This is a genomic window from Thomasclavelia cocleata (assembly GCF_900102365.1).
Taxonomy (GTDB): Bacteria; Bacillota_I; Bacilli_A; order Erysipelotrichales; family Coprobacillaceae; genus Thomasclavelia; species Thomasclavelia cocleata.
In genome coordinates, this window is record NZ_FOIN01000049.1 from 1 (window position 1) to 19,110 (window position 19,110).

At 29.4% G+C, this 19,110-nt stretch carries 19 protein-coding genes and 1 other annotated feature; all 19 genes read left to right on the forward strand.

Annotated features, from left to right (window positions below):
* Positions 1-559 precede the first annotated feature (559 nt).
* The 19 genes from BMW96_RS12290 (at position 560) to BMW96_RS12380 (ending at position 18,773) form a co-directional block, all read left to right on the forward strand.
* Positions 560-1,075 carry a hypothetical protein gene (locus tag BMW96_RS12290; protein WP_092356456.1) on the forward strand — a complete coding sequence of 172 codons (516 nt, stop codon included), beginning with the start codon at positions 560-562 and terminating at the stop codon, positions 1,073-1,075.
* A 142-nt stretch (positions 1,076-1,217) separates the two neighbouring features.
* Entirely contained in the window at positions 1,218-2,294 is a 1,077-nt protein-coding gene (ftsW, locus tag BMW96_RS12295) for a putative lipid II flippase FtsW (protein ID WP_092356458.1), read from the forward strand.
* 28 nt (positions 2,295-2,322) lie between these two features.
* Complete coding sequence (gene murG / locus BMW96_RS12300; protein ID WP_092356462.1) at positions 2,323-3,408, forward strand: undecaprenyldiphospho-muramoylpentapeptide beta-N-acetylglucosaminyltransferase; 1,086 nt, start codon at positions 2,323-2,325, stop codon at positions 3,406-3,408.
* A gap of 1 nt (position 3,409) precedes the next feature.
* The gene (murB, locus tag BMW96_RS12305; RefSeq protein WP_092356465.1) at positions 3,410-4,324 is read left to right on the forward strand and encodes a UDP-N-acetylmuramate dehydrogenase; all 915 of its coding nucleotides are present in this window, start codon (positions 3,410-3,412) and stop codon (positions 4,322-4,324) included.
* A 3-nt stretch (positions 4,325-4,327) separates the two neighbouring features.
* Positions 4,328-5,089, forward strand: a complete 762-nt coding sequence (locus BMW96_RS12310) for a cell division protein FtsQ/DivIB (RefSeq protein WP_092356468.1) — start codon at positions 4,328-4,330, stop codon at positions 5,087-5,089.
* 73 nt (positions 5,090-5,162) lie between these two features.
* Complete coding sequence (gene ftsA / locus BMW96_RS12315) at positions 5,163-6,422, forward strand: cell division protein FtsA (protein ID WP_092356471.1); 1,260 nt, start codon at positions 5,163-5,165, stop codon at positions 6,420-6,422.
* Between the two features lie 26 nt (positions 6,423-6,448).
* Positions 6,449-7,543: a cell division protein FtsZ gene (ftsZ, locus tag BMW96_RS12320; RefSeq protein WP_092356474.1), complete on the forward strand. Its 1,095-nt coding sequence runs from the start codon at positions 6,449-6,451 to the stop codon at positions 7,541-7,543.
* Between the two features lie 41 nt (positions 7,544-7,584).
* Positions 7,585-8,361, forward strand: coding sequence for a pyrroline-5-carboxylate reductase (gene proC, locus BMW96_RS12325; RefSeq protein WP_092356476.1), 777 nt, complete (start codon positions 7,585-7,587; stop codon positions 8,359-8,361).
* Positions 8,362-8,463: 102 nt separating this feature from the next.
* Positions 8,464-9,201 (forward strand): sigma-E processing peptidase SpoIIGA, encoded by a 738-nt coding sequence (locus BMW96_RS12330; protein WP_092356478.1) that lies wholly within the window; start codon positions 8,464-8,466, stop codon positions 9,199-9,201.
* Positions 9,201-9,896: an RNA polymerase sporulation sigma factor SigK gene (gene sigK / locus BMW96_RS12335; protein ID WP_092356480.1), complete on the forward strand. Its 696-nt coding sequence runs from the start codon at positions 9,201-9,203 to the stop codon at positions 9,894-9,896. The genes BMW96_RS12330 and sigK overlap by 1 nt, the downstream gene beginning before the upstream one ends.
* A 48-nt stretch (positions 9,897-9,944) precedes the next feature.
* Complete coding sequence (locus BMW96_RS12340; protein ID WP_092356483.1) at positions 9,945-10,721, forward strand: SigB/SigF/SigG family RNA polymerase sigma factor; 777 nt, start codon at positions 9,945-9,947, stop codon at positions 10,719-10,721.
* A gap of 23 nt (positions 10,722-10,744) precedes the next feature.
* A complete protein-coding gene (locus tag BMW96_RS12345) occupies positions 10,745-10,984 on the forward strand; it encodes a YlmC/YmxH family sporulation protein (protein WP_092356486.1) in 240 nt (79 codons plus the stop codon).
* Positions 10,985-11,152: 168 nt separating this feature from the next.
* The gene (locus tag BMW96_RS12350; RefSeq protein WP_092356489.1) at positions 11,153-11,584 is read left to right on the forward strand and encodes a cell division protein SepF; all 432 of its coding nucleotides are present in this window, start codon (positions 11,153-11,155) and stop codon (positions 11,582-11,584) included.
* 32 nt (positions 11,585-11,616) lie between these two features.
* The gene (locus tag BMW96_RS12355; protein WP_092356492.1) at positions 11,617-12,375 is read left to right on the forward strand and encodes a YlmH family RNA-binding protein; all 759 of its coding nucleotides are present in this window, start codon (positions 11,617-11,619) and stop codon (positions 12,373-12,375) included.
* Between the two features lie 12 nt (positions 12,376-12,387).
* Entirely contained in the window at positions 12,388-12,819 is a 432-nt protein-coding gene (locus tag BMW96_RS12360; RefSeq protein WP_092356495.1) for a DivIVA domain-containing protein, read from the forward strand.
* Positions 12,816-13,018 (forward strand) — a binding site (T-box leader). (Overlaps the previous gene by 4 nt.)
* A 33-nt stretch (positions 13,019-13,051) precedes the next feature.
* Complete coding sequence (ileS, locus tag BMW96_RS12365) at positions 13,052-15,781, forward strand: isoleucine--tRNA ligase (RefSeq protein ID WP_092356498.1); 2,730 nt, start codon at positions 13,052-13,054, stop codon at positions 15,779-15,781.
* Positions 15,782-15,995: 214 nt separating this feature from the next.
* Complete coding sequence (locus BMW96_RS12370; RefSeq protein ID WP_092356501.1) at positions 15,996-16,415, forward strand: DUF3788 domain-containing protein; 420 nt, start codon at positions 15,996-15,998, stop codon at positions 16,413-16,415.
* A gap of 219 nt (positions 16,416-16,634) precedes the next feature.
* On the forward strand, positions 16,635-17,501 hold the full coding sequence (locus tag BMW96_RS12375) for a DMT family transporter (RefSeq protein WP_092356504.1): 867 nt from the start codon (positions 16,635-16,637) through the stop codon (positions 17,499-17,501).
* Between the two features lie 21 nt (positions 17,502-17,522).
* A complete protein-coding gene (locus BMW96_RS12380) occupies positions 17,523-18,773 on the forward strand; it encodes a D-alanyl-D-alanine carboxypeptidase family protein (protein ID WP_092356507.1) in 1,251 nt (416 codons plus the stop codon).
* The last annotated feature ends 337 nt before the right edge of the window (positions 18,774-19,110 follow it).

Below are 19,110 nucleotides of genomic sequence, written 5' to 3' on the forward strand. Positions count from 1 at the left end.
TATATGAAGACAGCAGAAATCAAAAGAATATCAGCAAGATGACAAGGACATTAGCGAAACTAAGGAAACATGGAATAATAAAGAAAGCAGCCAGAAAAAATAATTATTATCTTACAGCCAAGGGCAGAAGAATAACCACCAGTCTCCAGCTGTATACAGGTAAAGAAATACTTGCTTAAAACCTGTCAAAGCTGGGGGTAAGGGGGCACTATGTCTTCATATACCAAAAACTTGTTATTTTTTATTGCATTTTCAATGCAATAGCATATAAGTGCACTCCTTTTTTATGATTTTAGACATTTATATTATATCATAAGGAGTGCTTTTATATTGAAAAAACAGCAATAAAATCATATGATTTTGATTTTTTCATACTGCATTTCATTTGGTTATAGTCTTTCTACGAAATACTAATCAGATGAAATCTGAACTGCGAAACTTGAGTAATTTAATTTTAGAAATCTGAAAGTTATTTTAATGGAGGTGATATATAGAAAGATTACTTATTATTACAAGTACTATAAATCGTACAATAGATTAGATTATTACAAAATATAATATGGTTTATGATACTTTTTACAACAATATTTATTTCATCGCCAATTATCAAACAGAGGTAGATAAAGCATTAGATGAAGCTAATACAGGAAAGGGTCAGAAATATATTTCACCTGATACACATATATATTTATTAGAAAATGACAAGTTAAAGAAAATTTATTCTTCTAATCGTAAACTTATATATAGATTGTTGCCTGAAGAAAATGGGAATTTAACTTTTACTGAGAGTGAAAGTATACCTGCTTGGGATCCTGAATACTTTTCATATTCATTTAATTCAAAAGAAAATAAAAAAACTCCTACAATTAATATAGATAAAATTACTAATGTAACACAATTTGCATTCTTTATATCTTCTGATGAAATTGTATTTCTAGCAACGCAAGAGGATACAGATAATAAAGAGCATACACATAGAGGAATATATTTATACAATGCAAAATCTAAGAACATTGAGTTATTATTTGAAACTGATGAAGAATATATAAATAATTTTGTTGTCTTGAATGAGTAATGTTTTATAAATATAATCCAATTGTAAGCGTCAAAACATGATCGTAAAATTAAAACAAATACTCAATAAAGTTTACTTATAAAAGTAAGCTTTTTTCATTTATTAAAATTTTAAATCATATACTTATATTGGAGGTAAGTATATGAAAAGTAGAAGAGTAGTCATCTCAGTGTTAATAATTGTTGTAATAGGCTTAATGATGGTATATAGTGCTTCTAATATTTGGGCCGGATATAAATTTAATGATTCATTGTATTACATTAAACGACAAGGAATATTTGCAGTAATTGGTATAATTGCGATGTTTATCTTTTCTAAGATAGATTATCATATTTATCAAAAGAATGCTAATAAGCTTTTGATAGGAGCCTTTATTTTGATGGTTTTGGTTTTGATTCCAGGAATTGGTACGGTTCGTGGAGGATCTCGAAGCTGGTTTAATTTGGGGATAATATCTCTACAACCTTCAGAATTATTTAAGATAGCAATGATTATTTATAGTGCTGATTATATTGGAAATCATTATCATGAATTGAAGAAATTAAAAGCTAGTTTTAAATTATTATTTATATTAGGTTTAGGGTTTGGATTGATTATGTTACAGCCAGATTTTGGTAGTGGGGTAGTTATGGCATGTTCAATTATTGTAATGTTGATTGTAAGTCCTTTTCCTTTTAAATATTTTGTTATGCTGGGGATCTTAGGTATAATTGGAATTATATTGATGATTGCTTCTGCCCCTTATCGATTGGCGAGAATAGTTGCTTTTTTAAATCCGTTTGCTGATCCCTTAGGAAGCGGTTTTCAAATTATTCAATCATTATATGCAATAGCACCTGGAGGAATTTTAGGAGTTGGATTTAATAATAGTGTTCAAAAACATTTTTATTTACCAGAACCGCAAACAGATTTTATTTTTGCGATATATTTAGAAGAATTTGGTTTGATTGGAGGAATATTATTAGTTGGGTTATATGGTTATATGTTTATTACTGTATTTAATCAGGCAACAAGGGTGAAAGATTTATTTGGCAGTTTTTTAATGATTGGAATTATTTCAATGATTGGAATTCAGACTTTAATTAATCTTGGAGTTGTGGTAGGATTATTCCCAGTAACAGGTGTTACACTTCCATTGATATCATATGGGGGGTCTTCATTGACGATAACGCTTATTGCTATTGGAATTGTATTAAATATTTCAAAATCAATGTATTAATGATATACTATTGCATAGAGGTGAGATGATGAGAGTAATTGTTGGAGCTGGAGGAACAGGAGGACACCTTTATCCTGCCTTGGCTTTAGTTGAATATATAAAAGAAAAAGAGCCCGACAGTGAGTTTTTATTTGTTGGGACTAAAGATCGTTTAGAATCAACAGTAGTTCCTAAACAAGGATATAATTATGTTGGATTAAATGTTCAGGGATTGGTAGGAAATCCAATCAAAAAAGGTATTGCGATGGCAATATTTGTAAAATCTATTTTTACAGCTAAAAAAATAGTTAAAAAATTTAATCCTGATATTGTAATTGGGTTTGGTGGTTATCCAAGTGCTAGTGTTGTAGAAGCAGCTAGTAGATTAGGTTATAAAACAATGATTCATGAACAAAATTCAATTATTGGTTTAACAAATAAAATTTTAATTAAACATGTTGATAAAATTGTTTGTTGCTATGATTTAGCTTATGAGCATTTTCCTAAGGAAAAAACTTATAAATTAGGGAATCCTCGAGCAAGTGTTATTGCTTCAATCAAACCAAAAGATATTTTTCATAAATATGATTTAGATAAAAATAAGCCTTTAGTAACTATTGTAATGGGTTCTCTTGGTTCAAAATCAGTTAATGAAAAGATGTTAGAATCATTAAGAAGCTTTGAAAAAAAGGATTACCAGGTATTATATGTAACAGGTAAGAATAACTTTGAAGAAATGAGTACTAAATTAGGAAAGCTAAAACAAAATGTAAAATTAGTACCTTATATTGATGATATGCCATCAGTATTAAAAAATACGTCATTAGTAGTATCAAGAGCTGGGGCTTCAACAATTGCTGAGATTACAGCAATTGGAATACCTGCTATTTTAATTCCTAGTCCTTATGTAGCAGCGAATCATCAAGAGTATAATGCTCGTGAATTAGTAGAGCGTGATGCGGCTAAAATGATTCTTGAAACTGATTTGAATGGTAAGGATTTTGTTAAAGAAGTTGATTATATTTTAAGCAATCAAATAGTTCAAGAAAGTATGAAAAAAAATGCTAAAGCATTAGGAAAGCCTAATGCACTTAATGATATTTATAAATTGATCAAAAAAATGTTAGGAGCTTAAGATGAAGTTTTCACAAATAAAAGATGATTTAACAGATTTAGATGTTGGAAAAATTATAGAAGATGAACCGCTTTATAAACATACAACATATAAAGTAGGGGGACCAGCAAGAATATATTTAATGGTAAAAGATACTGATAGTTTAGTAAAGGCAATTAAATATTGTCGTAAACATCGAATCATGCATATGGTTATTGGACGTGGGTCTAACTTATTGTTTTCAGATAAAGAATATGAAGGGGTTATTATTTCTTTAAATGAATGTTTTAGAGAAATAAAGATAAATGGTTCGATTGTTAAAGCCCAGGCAGGAGTACCAATGATTACACTAGCATATCAGACAGCTAAGATTGGATTAAGTGGTTTTGAATTCATGGGTGGAATTCCAGGTACGATAGGTGGGGGCATTTATATGAATGCTGGAGCTTATAAATATGATATTGCAGGTGCTGTTAAAACTGTGATTCTTTTGAATGAAAAATGTGAAGTAGTAACTTTTAATAGGGAACAAATGGATTTTTCTTATCGTCATTCAATTTGTCAAGATAATCATAAATTGATAATTCTTGAAGCAGAGTTTGAATTAACAGCTAAAGATCCAAATGAGATAAAAATTATTTTAGATAAACGTAAAGAACGGAGAATGTCAAGTCAACCATGGAATATGCCTAGTGCAGGAAGTGTATTTAGAAATCCTGAAAATAAAGCAGCATGGCAGTATATTGATGAATGTGGTTTAAGAGGATATGAAATAGGTGGGGCACAAATTTCACCTAAACATTCTAATTTTATTGTTAATAATGGTTATGCTAGTGCTAAGGATATATATGATTTAATCATGCTGGTACAAGAAAAAGTGGCTGAAAAGTTTAATGTAAAGTTAAAGCGTGAGGTTGATTTGATTAATTGGGAGTAGAGTATGGCAAGGAAGCAGCGAACTGTTTATAATGATTATGATCGTGATCAAGTAAAAGTGATATTAAAAAAAAGAAAAGCGAAACGGAGAAAAAAAAGAATTAAAATTTTGTTTGTTATTTTGATAATTATTTTAATTATTGCTTTTTTCATTAGTGATTATAGCCGTTTAAAATCAATTACTGTTAATGGAATTAATCGGATAGAACGTCAGGAAATTGTTGATGCTGCTAAAATTAATTTACATCAAGATTACATTTTTTTCACTAATACAGATGCTATTGCATCAAGGATAAAAAAAGTATCGTTAGTTAAAGATGTGAAAGTTTCAAAAAATCTGTTTGGGGATATAACGATTAAAGTGATTGAAGCTGATCCGATTGGTCAATGTATGATAGGTGATATTTTATATGTAATTGATGAAACAGGACGGATTGCAATAGATAATAATGGTCTGCTTATTAATTATGTTCAACGTTGTCCACGTTTGAATAATTTTGATTATGATCGTTTAGTAGAATTTAGTAAAGAGTTTGCAAAGATTCCATCACAAGTTATTAATCAGATTTCTGATATTAATTATGTTCCTCAAACTGCAGATGAAACAAGATGTGAGTTTATTATGGATGATGGAAAAATTCTTTATCTAAGATATGATGATATGGCAGAACAATTAAAAGGAAATTATTATGCTTTATTAATGGAAAAATATCCTGATGATAAATATTATGATTTTTTAGGAAAATATGTATATAGAAGTAAGTAATTTATAATTAAAGGAGTTTAAAAACTGTCGTTTTTATGCTAGAATTGTATATATTAAGAAAAGGAGATACGTGATGAAAAATATTTACGCTGTTTTGGACATCGGTAGTGCAACACTAAAGTTTCTTGTTGCAGAGATAAGTAACATTAATGTAAATGTATTATTTGTTAAAACAATTCCTAGTCATGGCGTGAAAAAAGGAATTATTGAAGATGACCGTATCTTAACAAGAGATATACGAAAAGTGATTGATGAAGCGGAAACATTTTTAGAAACAAAAATTACTAGTGTTGCTTTAACAATCCCAACTATAAAAGCTAAATTATATCAAAGTGATAGTAGTGTTAGTCTTTCAGAAACTGGTTCTAAGATAACTAGTGATGATATTGTTAGGGTTTTGCGTTTATCGTCTAAGTTTAAGCGCTCTAAAGATGAAGAAGTAGTATCAATTATTCCTGTTAGATATCATAGTGATAAAGGGGCTACTATAGAAGCACCAATTGGAGAGGTTTCAAGAAATTTAATTGTTGATTCATTAGTTATTACAACTAGTAAAGAATTACTTTATCCATATATTTCAGTTGTTGAAAAATGTGGTATAGAGGTACTTGATATTACTATTAATGCTTTTGCATGTGCTAAAGAGGCTTTTGATGCAGTTTACCTTCAAGAAGGAGCTGTATTAATTGATATGGGATATAAAACTTCTACAGTTTCATTTTATAAAGATGGGTATTTACAATATTTGACTGTTTGTCAAGTTGGAGGTTATGATTTTACTAGAAATATTGCACAGAATATGCAAATTTCTATGAATCAGGCAGAGGCTTACAAAATTAAGTATGGTTCATTAGATGTTACTAAGGGTCAAAATGATATTATCCATACTACTGTTGTTGAGGGACAAAAACGAGATTATACACAACAGGATCTAGCGGATTTATTAAATGAAACTGCTTATGAAGTAATGAATAAAATTAAAGAGAAGATTGATGTGATTGACAATGGAGGTAAATATGAAACTTTGATTGTTGGTGGTGGTGGAGAGTTAGAAAGACTTGATACGATTGCTAGTGAAGTACTGGAATGTCCAGTTAGAATTTATCGTCCTGAAACGATTGGAGCACGGGATATGTCATTGGTTGCTTCAATTGGAATGATTTATTATTTATTAGAAAGAAAACAAATCGTTGGTGAATATACGCCATCATTAGTTTTACCAGATATCACAAGTACTATGTCAATTCGATTTAAGGGTTTAACTAAATCAACACCTAAAAATCAAAGTGGCAAGGTATCAAAATTATTGGATACATTTTTTAGTGAAGATTAATATAAAAAGAGAGGAAACAAGTTATCATGAGTGAAGAATTAGGATTTGAACAAGTAGCACGAATTAAAGTAATTGGTGTTGGCGGTGGTGGTAACAACGCTGTAAATCGAATGGTAGAAGAAGGGGTAGAAGGAGTAGAATTCTATGTTGCAAATACTGATTTACAAGTATTAAAACGTTCACCAGTAAAAAATAAAATTGAATTAGGTCGTGACTTGACTAAAGGATTGGGAGCTGGTGGAGAACCAGAAATCGGAAAAAAAGCTGCTCTTGAATCTGAGGCAGATATTCGACAAGTTTTAGAAGGTGCTGATATGGTTTTTATCGCTGCTGGTATGGGTGGTGGAACTGGAACTGGTGCTGCTCCTGTTTTTGCTAAGATTGCTCGTGAATTAGGGGCGTTAACTGTAGGGGTAATTACTAAGCCGTTTACTTTCGAAGGAATGAAAAGAAAAAAACAAGCTATTTCTGGAATAGAGGAATTGCGTTCTAATGTTGATTCAATTATTACTGTGTCAAATGACCGTCTTTTACAATTAATTGGTGGTCGTCCAATGCAGGAAGCATTTAGAGAAGCTGATAATGTTTTACGACAAGGTGTACAAACTATTACTGATTTGATTGCAATTCCAGCATTTATCAATCTTGATTTTGCTGATGTTTCAGCTGTTATGAAAAATCGTGGGAATGCTTTAATTGGTATTGGTATGGCTTCTGGAGATGATAAAGCTAAAGAAGCTGCTAAGCGAGCAATATCTTCACCATTGTTAGAAGTTTCAGTAGCAGGAGCGAAAGATGCAATTATTAATGTAACTGGTGGTCCAAATATATCATTATTTGATGCTAATATTGCTTTAGAAACTATTTCTCAAGAAGTTGGTGATGATATTAATACATATCTAGGAATTGCGATTAATGAAAATTTAGATGATGATATTATTGTTACTGTTATCGCAACTGGCTTTGAAGAAGATAAAGAAGATGAATTTGAACAACGTGCTAATATGTTAAAGTCACGTACTAATGAAGATGTAGTTCCATTATCTGCACGTTTTGAGATGGATGATGATGAGGAAGATAGTGATTTCCCACCAGCATTCATCAAGAATAGAAGAATTTAAAAGCTAACCTCGTTAGCTTTTTTATAAAGGAGGATCTAGTTGTGAAAAAAATTGGATTTATTGGTATGGGAAATATGGCTAGTGCAATAGCTGGTGGAATCATTAAAAGTAATTTTATTAAAGGAAATAGGGTCTATGCTTTTGATATTGATCAAGAAAAATTGATGAAAATGAATCATGAATTTAATCTTATAAGTTGTGAAAGTGAAATTGATTTAGTAGAAAAAGTAGATTTAGTAGTACTTGCGATAAAACCCAATATTGTTGATGAAGTAATTGTTAAAATCAAAGATAAATTAGGTGATAAAGCAGTTATTTCAATTGTTGCAGGTTATGATAATGAAAAGTTTAATCAATTATTATTACCTTCTACACGACATTTATCAGTTATGCCAAATACACCAGCTTTAGTATTAAAAGGAATGACTTTATTAGAAAAGGAAAACTCTTTAACTGTAACAGAGCTGGAATTTGTAGTAGAGATGTTTTCAAGTATTGGAGAAGTTTTAATACTGCCTAGTTATCAAATGAAAGCTGGAGGAAGTATTAGTGGATGTGGTCCAGCGTTTGTTTATATGTTTATTGAAGCTATGGCAGATGGTGGGGTAAGTTTAGGTTTACCACGTGATGTAGCTTATAAACTTGCTAGTCAAACATTAATTGGTTCGGGAATGATGCAAAAAGAAACTGCAATGCATCCAGGAATTTTAAAGGATCAAGTTTGCTCGCCAGGTGGAATTACTATTAAGGGTGTTGAAGCTCTTGAGGAAAATGGTTTTAGAAATGCTGTTATTAAAGCGGTAAAAGAATCTAATTAGTATCCTATTAATTTAGGATACTTTTTTATTTACAAATTTTTTTTCTTTTACTGACATATTTTTAATTCTGAAAGCGATATGATAACAAGGGGTGAAGAAGAGATGGAGGTTTATATTGAGTTTACTTATTTAAGCAATTTTTTAATTATTTTGGTTTCATTAGAAATGATGGGAATATTACTAAGTAAGGAGATGACATATTTGCAGGTACTTAAACATAGTTTTATTTTAAGTTTAGGGACTTTATTGTTATATGTTGATAAATATAGTTGGATTATTCTTATTGTTTGGATGATTATGTTTTATTATTTATATCATAACCAAATATTCTTATATTATCCAATTTTTATATTTATTTATTTTTCAACTTTATTTTTCACTAGTTCACTTATTCCTGAAGCTTTTATTTATAATGGAATTTTAATTACACCATTGAATACTAGTAGTATGATGTTATTTGTAATTGGTTTATTAGTAGTTTTAATTCAAGTAATGTTTATTATTTATTTGAAGAGGAAGGTTAGAATTGATACTTATTTGTATCCGCTTGAATTAGAGTATAATGGTAAGAAGTATTTGATTGAGGGTTTTTTAGATAGTGGAAATGAAGTTTATTATGAGGGATTTCCACTAATTTTAATTAAGTCAGGAATAATTGAGGATTATGATGTTATTGATATTATGGAATTAAATGATTTAAGAAGTGAATATATTGAAATCGTTAAAGTAAATCAAATAATTGTAAATAAACAGTTATTACAAGATGTTTATATTGGGGTTATTAAAGGAATCCAATATGAATGTCTATTAAATAAAGCCTTAATGGGAGGAGTTTTATAATGATAAAATTTATTTTAAAATTATTAAATAAGACTAAATATCTTTATTATATTGGTAGACATGATATTTTACCACCACCATTAAAAGCCATTGAAGAAAAAGTGGCGTTAGAAAGATTAGCTAATGGTGATAGTGATGCTCGTGATTTGTTGATTGAACATAATTTGCGTTTAGTGGTTTATGTTGCAAAACGTTATGATACAGCACAAAATGGTGGTATAGAAGATTTGATTAGTATTGGAACAATTGGTCTAGTAAAAGCAATTAATACTTTTAAATCTGATAAAAATATAAAATTAGCAACTTATGCTTCACGTTGTATTGAAAATGAAATATTAATGTTTTTAAGAAAGAATAATAAATTGAGACATGAGATTTCATTAGATGAACCTTTAAATATAGATTATGATGGTAATGAGTTATTGTTATCAGATATTATTGGAACTGATAGTGATATTGTTAAAAATGAATTAGAACAAAGTGATCAAAAAACAATGTTTTATGAAGCTTTTAAAGATTTATCGAAGCGTGAAAAAGAGATTTTGATGTTCAGGTATGGTTTAATGAATTATGATGAATTAACACAAAAAGATGTTGCTAAAATGATGGGAATATCACAATCCTATATATCAAGACTTGAAAAAAAAATTATAAAAAAATTACGAAATAAATTAAATTATAATGAAATAAAGTAAGTATAAATTTGTCATATTTGCTAAAAATAAGGATGAAAGAAGGCAAATATGAATAATTATCAAGTTATTATAAATGGTTATCATGAACCTAAAAAGAGACTAACAACTAAAGAAACTTATGTGTTAATAGATCAATATCAAGCAACTAAAGATCCTGAAATTAAAGAGAAATTAGTTAATGATAATGCGAAATTAGTTATCTCAATGACTAAGCGTTTTTATGGTCGAAGCGATAGTAGTGAAGACTTGTTTCAAGTTGGAATGATTGGTTTGCTAAAAGCGATTGAAAACTTTGATACTAGTTATGGCTTGAAGTTTTCAACTTATGCTGTTCCTTTAATTATTGGTGAGATGAAGCGGTATTTACGTGATAATCACCAAATTAAAATATCACGCTCAATTCGTGATCTGGCTTATAAAGTATTAAAAGTCAAAGATCATTATTTAGCTAAATTTCAACGTGAACCAACAATAAAAGAACTAGCTAATGAATTAGAGACTGATCAAAGTGCAATAATTGAGGCGCTATTATCAACAAATAGTGTTTCCTCATTACAAGAAGAAGTAAAAAATGATGATGGTAATAATTTAAAGATGATTGATTCCTTAAGTGACGATAAAACAGTTGTGTCAAGAACTAATGAAAAGATAGATTTATATGATGCATTAAAATTACTTGATCAAAAAGAACATCAAGTAATTAAACAAAGATATTTTGAAGGATTATCCCAAAGTGAAATAGCTAAAGAATTATTTATTTCTCAGGCTCAAGTATCAAGAATTGAAAGAAAGGCATTAAACAATCTACATAATTACCTAAAATAGGCATATATATTAATGGTGATTTGATGAGATTTGTAAAATTGCAATCTAAAGATGTTGTAAATGTGGTAGATGGCTGTAAAGTAGGTTTTATAAGTGATATTGAAATTGACTGGTGTACTAGAAGTATTCAAGCGATAGTTGTAGAAAAGTATAGTTTCTTTAAATTATTTTGTTTTTTTAAAGAAGCACCCTGTATAATTATTCCGTTTGAATGCGTTGTTAGTATTGGCGGTGATGTGATTCTTGTTTCAATAGAGCCATAAATATCGTAAGGCAATATAATTCTATTTAGATTTATGTTGTCTTTTTGAGTTTTATGTTTAAATATAATGTGAATTTAAGGATTTTTAGAAGAGAGAGGTTAAATATGCTTTTATGATGGTATTTTTTGTGCTATAATAAGCTGGTAATAAAATAAGGAGGATCACTTCATGGGATACGGACAAAAAGTTAAAAAATGGTTCTTTGATGAAGACGGTGATGAAGTTGAAGAATATGAAGAAGTAGAAATTGATACTGAGCCAAAAACCAGTTTATTTGAACAAGCTAAATTTTCAAAAACTAGTGATGCCATTAAAGCATTGAATGCTAATAAAGATAGTCAATTGATTTTATTTGAACCTAGAGCTTTTGCTGAAACACAGGATATTGCAAATTATTTAAAACAGAAGAAAGCAGCTGTAATTAATTTACATCGTTTACAAAAGGAACAATCTAAGCGTGTTGTAGATTTTCTAAGTGGAGTAATTTTTGCAATTGAAGGAGATATCCAAAGAATTGGACCAAGAATTTTCTTATGTACTCCAAAAAATATTGGTGTTTCAGGTAGTATTGCTCTAGATGAAGAAGAATCAGAAGAATAAATGAGTATTAGTTTAACTAATACTTTTTAATTATGTTTGAACATTTTAAAGGTGAGGAAGTATTTGTTAAAAAGATTTTAGAGTTTAAAGATCAAGCTTTATATAAACAAAGAATCGTTTTAACAAAGTTTTTAAATCCATATCATCAATCAATTGTCTATAGTATTATTGGTAATTCAGGTGATTTAATTGTTTTAGAGGATGGTGGTTTAGTTAATAGTGAGTCTAAAAGATTAATTATTGCACCATCATTTTATCAAATTGAAAAAGAGGATTTTGAAATAGTACTAGTTAAAATTATATATGCTAAACCTTTTGGGAAATTAACTCATCGGGATATTTTAGGAGCATTAATGTCTTTAGGGGTTAAAAGGGAATTATTTGGGGATATTTATGAATATAATGATAATTTTTATGTTGCCATGGATTTAAAAATCTATGATTATGTTAGAGATAATTTAACAATAATTAAACGTAGTAAAGTAAAACTGTCAATAACTGATGAAAAGATTGAAATAATTCATGAGTATGTTAGTAAAACATTCATAGTTTCTTCTTTTCGTCTTGATAGGATAGTTAGCAGTTTTTATAAGCTGTCTCGAAGTAAAGCAGTTAGCTATATTCAGGCAGGTTTTGTAAAAGTTAATCATAAAGAAGTTGAAGAAATAAGTTATTTGTGTAATAATAGTGATATGATATCGCTTCGACGTTATGGTCGAGTTAAGTTTGTTGATACAAAGAGAAAAACTAAACAAGATAATTTTGTCGTAGAAGGATATTTTTATAAGTAAGGGAGTGAGACGATGAGTGAAATAAAAAAGCAGTTTAGAGGATATGATATGCAGATAGTTGATAATCTAATTGTTGATTATGAAAGTCAGATTGGTAAGTTAAAACGAGAAGTTGCTGCTTTGACTGATGAACTTGAACATACTAAGGAACAAAACTCTTTATTACAGCATCGTGTCAATATTACTGAAAAGACAAATGAAGAAATAGCTCGCCTGGCGTTAAAAGAAGCTAGTGCTTTGATTGATAAAGCTAAGCGTAATGCTAATATGATTTTGAAAGAGTCATTGGATTATGTTCGTTCACTTTCAAGTGAGATGAATGATTTTAAAGATCAAGCAATTAAATTCCGTTCATCTGTTCAAAAGATGTCACAGGATATCTTGGATACAATTGATAATTCGGAAGTCTTTAATCTTATCAATGATGAAGATGAAAATGATTAAATACAATGAAAGAGACTGTTTATAATAAGATGTTTATAGAGAGCTGATGGGTGGTGTGAATCAGTAACTATTATTATAATGAATCACTCTGGAGTAGCGCCTTGAAATTAGTAAAGGTTGCCGTTAATCGCGTTAAGATTTTAAAGTGCGTATTGTAAAATACGAATTAAGGTGGTACCGCGATATATTCGTCCTTTTTAAGGGCGTTTTTTATTTTATGGAGGAGAAAAAGATGAATTACAAAGACACATTATTAATGCCAAAAACAGACTTTGAAATGCGAGGAAATCTTCCTAAAAAAGAACCTGGATATGTAAGTCGTTGGCAAGAAACAAACATGTATGAAAAAGTTATTAAGCAAAATGAAGGCAAAGATGCTTTTGTTTTCCATGATGGACCACCATATGCTAATGGTAATATGCATACGGGACATATGTTAAACAAAGTCATTAAAGATGTAATTTGCCGTTACAACAACATGGAAGGACGTTATACACCATATATTCCTGGTTGGGATACTCATGGTTTGCCAATTGAAAATGCGATTCAAAAATTAGGGGTCAATCGTAAAGAAATGTCAACAGCAGCGTTTAGAAAAAAATGCGAGAAATATGCTCATGAACAAGTTAATAAACAAATGGAACAATTAATTAGAATGGGAACATTTGCAGACTATGAGCATCCATATTTAACTTTGACTCCAGAATTTGAGGCTAATCAAATTGATGTATTTGCTAAGATGGCTATGGATGGATTGATTTTTAAAGGATTAAAACCAGTTTATTGGTCACCATCAAGTGAATCTGCTTTAGCTGAAGCAGAAATTGAATATCATGATATTAAAAGCCCGACTATTTTTGTGAAATTTCAAGTCAAAGATGGTAAAGGTGTTTTAGATAATGATACATATTTTGTTATTTGGACAACTACACCTTGGACTATTCCTGCAAATCTTGCAATCTGTTTAAATGAAGCATATAACTATGCTTTAGTTGAAACATCTAAAGGTAAATTAGTTGTTTTAGATGAATTAGTTGATTCTTTAATGGAAAAATTTGAAATCACTGAATATAAAGTAGTAAATCATTTTAAAGGAAAAGAATTAGAAATGATTACATGTTTTCATCCTTTATATGATCGTGAATCGTTAGTTATTTTAGGAGACCATGTTACTGCAGAAGCTGGAACAGGATGCGTTCATACAGCACCAGGATTTGGGGCTGATGACTTCTTTGTTGGTCAAAAATATGGATTACCAGCTTATTGTAATGTAGATGAACATGGCTGCATGATGGCTGATTGTGGTGACTGGTTAGAAGGGCAATATGTTGATGATGCTAATAAAACAGTAACAATGAGACTTGATGAACTTGGAGTTTTATTAAAATTAGAATTTATAACACATAGCTATCCTCATGACTGGCGAACTAAAAAACCAATTATTTTTAGAGCAACAGATCAATGGTTCTGCTCATTAGATAAAATTAGAGATAAATTATTAAATGAGATTGATAAAGTTAATTGGCTGAATGAATGGGGTCATATTCGTATTTATAATATGATTAAAGAACGTGGTGACTGGTGTATCTCTCGTCAAAGATCTTGGGGAGTACCTATTCCAATCATCTACTGTGAAGATGGAACTCCAATTATGGAAGAAAGTGTTTTCAAACATATTTCTGATTTGTTTAGAAAATATGGTTCAAATGTATGGTTTGAACGTGATGAAAAAGATTTATTGCCAGAAGGATATACTAATGAACATTCACCAAATGGTATCTTTAAAAAAGAAAAGGATATTATGGATGTTTGGTTTGATTCGGGATCAAGTCATACTGGATGTATGAAAGAACGAGGATATCCATATCCAGTAGATTTATATTTTGAAGGTAGCGATCAATATCGTGGCTGGTTTAACTCTTCATTAATTATTGGAACAGCTGCTCATGGTGTAGCGCCATATAAAACAGTTTTATCACATGGTTTTGTTTTAGATGGTAAAGGTAATAAGATGTCTAAATCTTTAGGAAATACTGTTGATCCAATTAAATTAGTAAATCAATATGGAGCTGATATCGTAAGATTATGGGCTACATCGGTAGCTTATCAACAGGATGTTCGTATCAGTGATGAAATTATGAAACAAATTTCTGAAAACTATCGTAAGATTAGAAATACAATGCGTTTTGTGCTTGGAAATTTAAATGATTTTAAACAAGCTGATTTAGTAGCTGTAGAGGATTTAGCTGATGTTGATAAATATATGTTAGTTGAATTGAATAACTTGATTGATGGATATCATCAAGCTTATGATAATTATGATTTTGCTGATGCAAATCAACAAATCTTAAATTATTTTACTAACTTATTAAGTTCATTCTATATGGACTTTACTAAAGATATTCTTTATATTGAAAAAGCTGATAGCTTACGTAGAAGACAAGTTCAAACAGTATTATATTATCATGCTAAAGTAATGATGAAGTTAATTTCTCCAGTTTTAGTATTTACAGCTGAAGAATTACATGATCATTTCCATTGTGATGATAATAAGGCTGAATCTGTTTTCTTGGAACCAAATGTTGAAAAGATAACAGTTGAAAATAGTAATGAATTAAAAGAATATTTTGATCGTTTCTTGTTATTACGGAAAGATGTATTAAAAGCATTAGAGGGATTACGTAACGAAAAAGTAATTAAATCTAATATGGAAGCAAAAGTAACAATTTCTTTAAAAGATGAATATAAAGATATTACATCAATGTTAAGTGATTTAAAACAGTTATTTATTGTAGCTAAAGTTGAATTAGTTGATGATAATTCACTAGAAGAATATGATAGTGCATATATTAAGGTTGAAAAATTCACTGGTCATCAATGTCCACGTTGTTGGAACTACTTTGATGAAGATGAAATGGAAGGCGAATTATGCCAACGTTGTCATGATGTTATTAATGGATAAAGATTGTAAAAATTGAATTATTTAAAGAGGCGTGATTTGTGCCTCTTTTTTTAATATAAAAACGATTACATTGATAAATTAGATTTTTAACTAATAATTTCTTTTTTGTTTTAAGAAAAGCTATGATAAAATAGATTATGTATATTTAAGCATGTATAATTAGAGAGTAAATAAAATTTATAATAAAGTAAAAAGGAAATATTGGGAGGTATCTATGATTGATATAAAAGACCGTAATTATTGTCCAACGTTGGATGAAATAGGTGAGTATATTAAAAATCCTGTTTTTAATAAATTATGTGCAGAAATTGAAACTAAATATAATAGTAAAGCAAAAATAGAATATAGTTCTTGTAGTCTTGAAAGAGGTTGGAATATCAAATATAAAAAATCTAGAAAATCTCTTTGTACTATATATCTTAGAGAATCATATTTTACAGTAATGATTGTTGTGGGTAGAAAAGAAAAAGAACAAGTTAAATCGATATTACCAGACTGTACTGTGGAATTACAGGAAATTTATAATCAAACCAAAGAAGGAAATGGTCAAAAATGGTTAATGATTGATTTAGAGGATAGTGAAAATATGTATCGTGATATACTTCGCCTTATAGAAATTAGAAATATGCGCTGATGATTGTAATAAGTAGTTGGAAAGCTTACAGAGTAATCATGTATAAACTTGGAGAATTCCAGGTTTTTTTATTAGTAATAAAGGATATGATTATTAGATATTGTTTATGTAGATTAAAAATATAAAGTTTATAGTGAGTTGTAGAAAAATTAAAGAAAATAAATATTGTTGAAATATGTCGAAAGTGTTAAAATAAACAAGTATGTTGGAGGATTAATTGTGAGTGATAAGATTAAAGGTTCGTTGTTGCTGACAACGGCAGCAATGATTTGGGGCAGTTCTTTTATCGTGATGAAGAGTGCTGTGGATTTTTTAACACCAAATGTATTACTTTTTGTTAGGTTTTCTTTAGCTACAGTGATTATGTCAATCATATTTTATAAATATGTTAAAGATATAAATATTAAAGATTTAAAAGGTGGAATGATTACTGGGACCTGTCTATTTTTAGCTTATTTGATCCAAACAATTGGTTTGACTATGACAACACCAGGAAAAAATGCCTTTTTAACAGCTGTATATTGTGCAATTGTACCATTCTTAGTTTGGTTTTTTTATCGCAGAAGACCTGACAGTTATAACTTTTTTGCAGCGTTATTGTGTATTGTGGGTGTCGGTTTTGTTTCATTAGATGGTAATTTGGGTATGAATATGGGAGATTTATTAACTCTTATAGGAGGACTTTTTTATGCATTTCATATTCTAGCAATTAAAAAGTATTCTAATACAATGCATCCAATTAAGTTAACAACTTTACAGTTTGCAATGACAGCTATTTTAGCATTTTTTGGTTCATTGTTATTTGAAGATATGTCGGTTATTAAGCAGATTGATAGTAGCGTTATTTTACAGATTGGTTATTTAGCATTTTTTGCGACTACTATAACATTGCTTTGTCAAAATATTGGACAGAATTTAGTTAGTGAATGTAATGCAGCAATCTTACTTAGTTTAGAATCGGTGTTTGGGGTAGTTTTTTCAGTTTTATTATATGGTGAAATCTTAACTATAAAAGTATTTTGTGGATTTGCTTTAATTTTTGTTGCGATTATTATTTCAGAAACAAAACTTTCTTTTTTTAAATAAAGGCTAGGGAAGGAGAATTAGATGTTTAAAAAGGTTTTTAGTTTTATTCTTACAAGTATATGTCTATTTGCTTTAATTACCCCGATACAGGCTCAAGAAAATAGTGAAAATATTGGTTTAACGGCTCAATATGCAGTTGCTATTGATGCTAAAAGTGGTTTAGTTCTTTATAATAAAAATATGGATGAAAGAATGTATCCAGCTAGTATGACAAAAGTTATGACTGTAATTGTCGCAATTGAGATGATGGAAAGTCTTGATACAGCAACTACAATTACCCAAAGTGATATTGATACAGTTTGGGAAACTGGAGCTTCATCAGCAAATTTTGAAGTAGGTGAAGCAGTTACATATTATGATTTGCTTTTAGGTGCAATTTTGCCAAGTGGTGCTGATGCAACTAGAGCTCTTGCTAATAATTTATGTGGTGGTCAAGAAGCGTTTGTTGATAAAATGAATGAAACAGTAAAGAAATTAAAATTAAAAGATACTAATTTTGTTAATACTACAGGAATTCATGATCCTAATCATTATACAACTGTTCATGATATGGCTCTAATCGTTAAATATGCTGTTCAAAATGAACAGTTTAGAGAAGTCTATTCAAAACGCTTTGCAACATCTTCAAATGGATTACATCAATGGGTCAACAAGTCAATGTATAACGCAGGTAGAAGTCATATTGATACAAGTAATATTATTGGGTGTAAAAGTGGTTATACAGATGTTGCAAAAAACTGTTTAGCTAGTTTAGATAAGGTTGGGGAAAATGAGATCATTACAGTTGTAGGTAAATCAATAAATGATGATGTGAAGCCAAGAGCAGCTGTACAAGATACTTTAGATATTGTTAATTATGTTAGTCAAAATTATTCACTTCAACCTATCATAGATAAGGATACAGAGGTCAAAAAATTAAATATAAAAGTAGCAAAAGATAATCAAAAGATTATAATTAAAAATCAGCATGATGTTACAGCCTTTTTACCAAATAATGTCAATAAAGATGATTTAGAGTATAAATATTCATTTGAAGAACTTGAAGCACCAGTAAAAAGGGGAGCTAAGATTGGTAGGCTTGATATTTATTATGGTGATTGTTTATTGTATCAAGAAGAGTATGTTAATGATAAAGTTATTGAACGTGATTCGTTTAGTGATTTAATGACAAGTCTGATGAATTTTATGTTTCCTTATGGTTTGTCAATAATTTTGGTAATTATTTATTTTCTAATTTCAAATATGAAAAAACATAGAGTAAATAACGGATAATTTATCAATGTCATTAAGTTAAGGAAATGATATTGAGGATATCGATATAAAAATATTGGTATCCTCTTTTTTTTATAAAAAAGTGTTGACATTTAAATGAGTTTGTGAGGCTTATTATTCATATTTTTTATGAATAATAAGCCTATTGTTTATAGGTATGAACTTTTGGAGGTATGACTTATGAACAATTTTAACTCTCTTAGAAAAAATTTGAATCACTGCATTAAGATTTTGAATAATTCTCGTTCTCTTTTCGTTGAGAATCCTAATACTGATTTTATCCGTAATCGTAAACTTGATTTCTCTACTGTCATTAATAATATCATTTGTTTGGAAG

Excerpts from the sequence above, each read along its gene's own strand:
- BMW96_RS12290 (WP_092356456.1), top strand. The coding sequence starts at position 560 with ATGGTTTATGATACTTTTTACAACAATATTTATTTCATCGCCAATTAT.
- ftsW (WP_092356458.1), top strand. The coding sequence starts at position 1,218 with ATGAAAAGTAGAAGAGTAGTCATCTCAGTGTTAATAATTGTTGTAATA.
- murG (WP_092356462.1), top strand. The coding sequence starts at position 2,323 with ATGAGAGTAATTGTTGGAGCTGGAGGAACAGGAGGACACCTTTATCCT.
- murB (WP_092356465.1), top strand. The coding sequence starts at position 3,410 with ATGAAGTTTTCACAAATAAAAGATGATTTAACAGATTTAGATGTTGGA.
- BMW96_RS12310 (WP_092356468.1), top strand. The coding sequence starts at position 4,328 with ATGGCAAGGAAGCAGCGAACTGTTTATAATGATTATGATCGTGATCAA.
- ftsA (WP_092356471.1), top strand. The coding sequence starts at position 5,163 with ATGAAAAATATTTACGCTGTTTTGGACATCGGTAGTGCAACACTAAAG.
- ftsZ (WP_092356474.1), top strand. The coding sequence starts at position 6,449 with ATGAGTGAAGAATTAGGATTTGAACAAGTAGCACGAATTAAAGTAATT.
- BMW96_RS12330 (WP_092356478.1), top strand. The coding sequence starts at position 8,464 with ATGGAGGTTTATATTGAGTTTACTTATTTAAGCAATTTTTTAATTATT.
- sigK (WP_092356480.1), top strand. The coding sequence starts at position 9,201 with ATGATAAAATTTATTTTAAAATTATTAAATAAGACTAAATATCTTTAT.
- BMW96_RS12340 (WP_092356483.1), top strand. The coding sequence starts at position 9,945 with ATGAATAATTATCAAGTTATTATAAATGGTTATCATGAACCTAAAAAG.
- BMW96_RS12345 (WP_092356486.1), top strand. The coding sequence starts at position 10,745 with ATGAGATTTGTAAAATTGCAATCTAAAGATGTTGTAAATGTGGTAGAT.
- BMW96_RS12350 (WP_092356489.1), top strand. The coding sequence starts at position 11,153 with ATGGGATACGGACAAAAAGTTAAAAAATGGTTCTTTGATGAAGACGGT.
- BMW96_RS12355 (WP_092356492.1), top strand. The coding sequence starts at position 11,617 with ATGTTTGAACATTTTAAAGGTGAGGAAGTATTTGTTAAAAAGATTTTA.
- BMW96_RS12360 (WP_092356495.1), top strand. The coding sequence starts at position 12,388 with ATGAGTGAAATAAAAAAGCAGTTTAGAGGATATGATATGCAGATAGTT.
- ileS (WP_092356498.1), top strand. The coding sequence starts at position 13,052 with ATGAATTACAAAGACACATTATTAATGCCAAAAACAGACTTTGAAATG.
- BMW96_RS12370 (WP_092356501.1), top strand. The coding sequence starts at position 15,996 with ATGATTGATATAAAAGACCGTAATTATTGTCCAACGTTGGATGAAATA.
- BMW96_RS12380 (WP_092356507.1), top strand. The coding sequence starts at position 17,523 with ATGTTTAAAAAGGTTTTTAGTTTTATTCTTACAAGTATATGTCTATTT.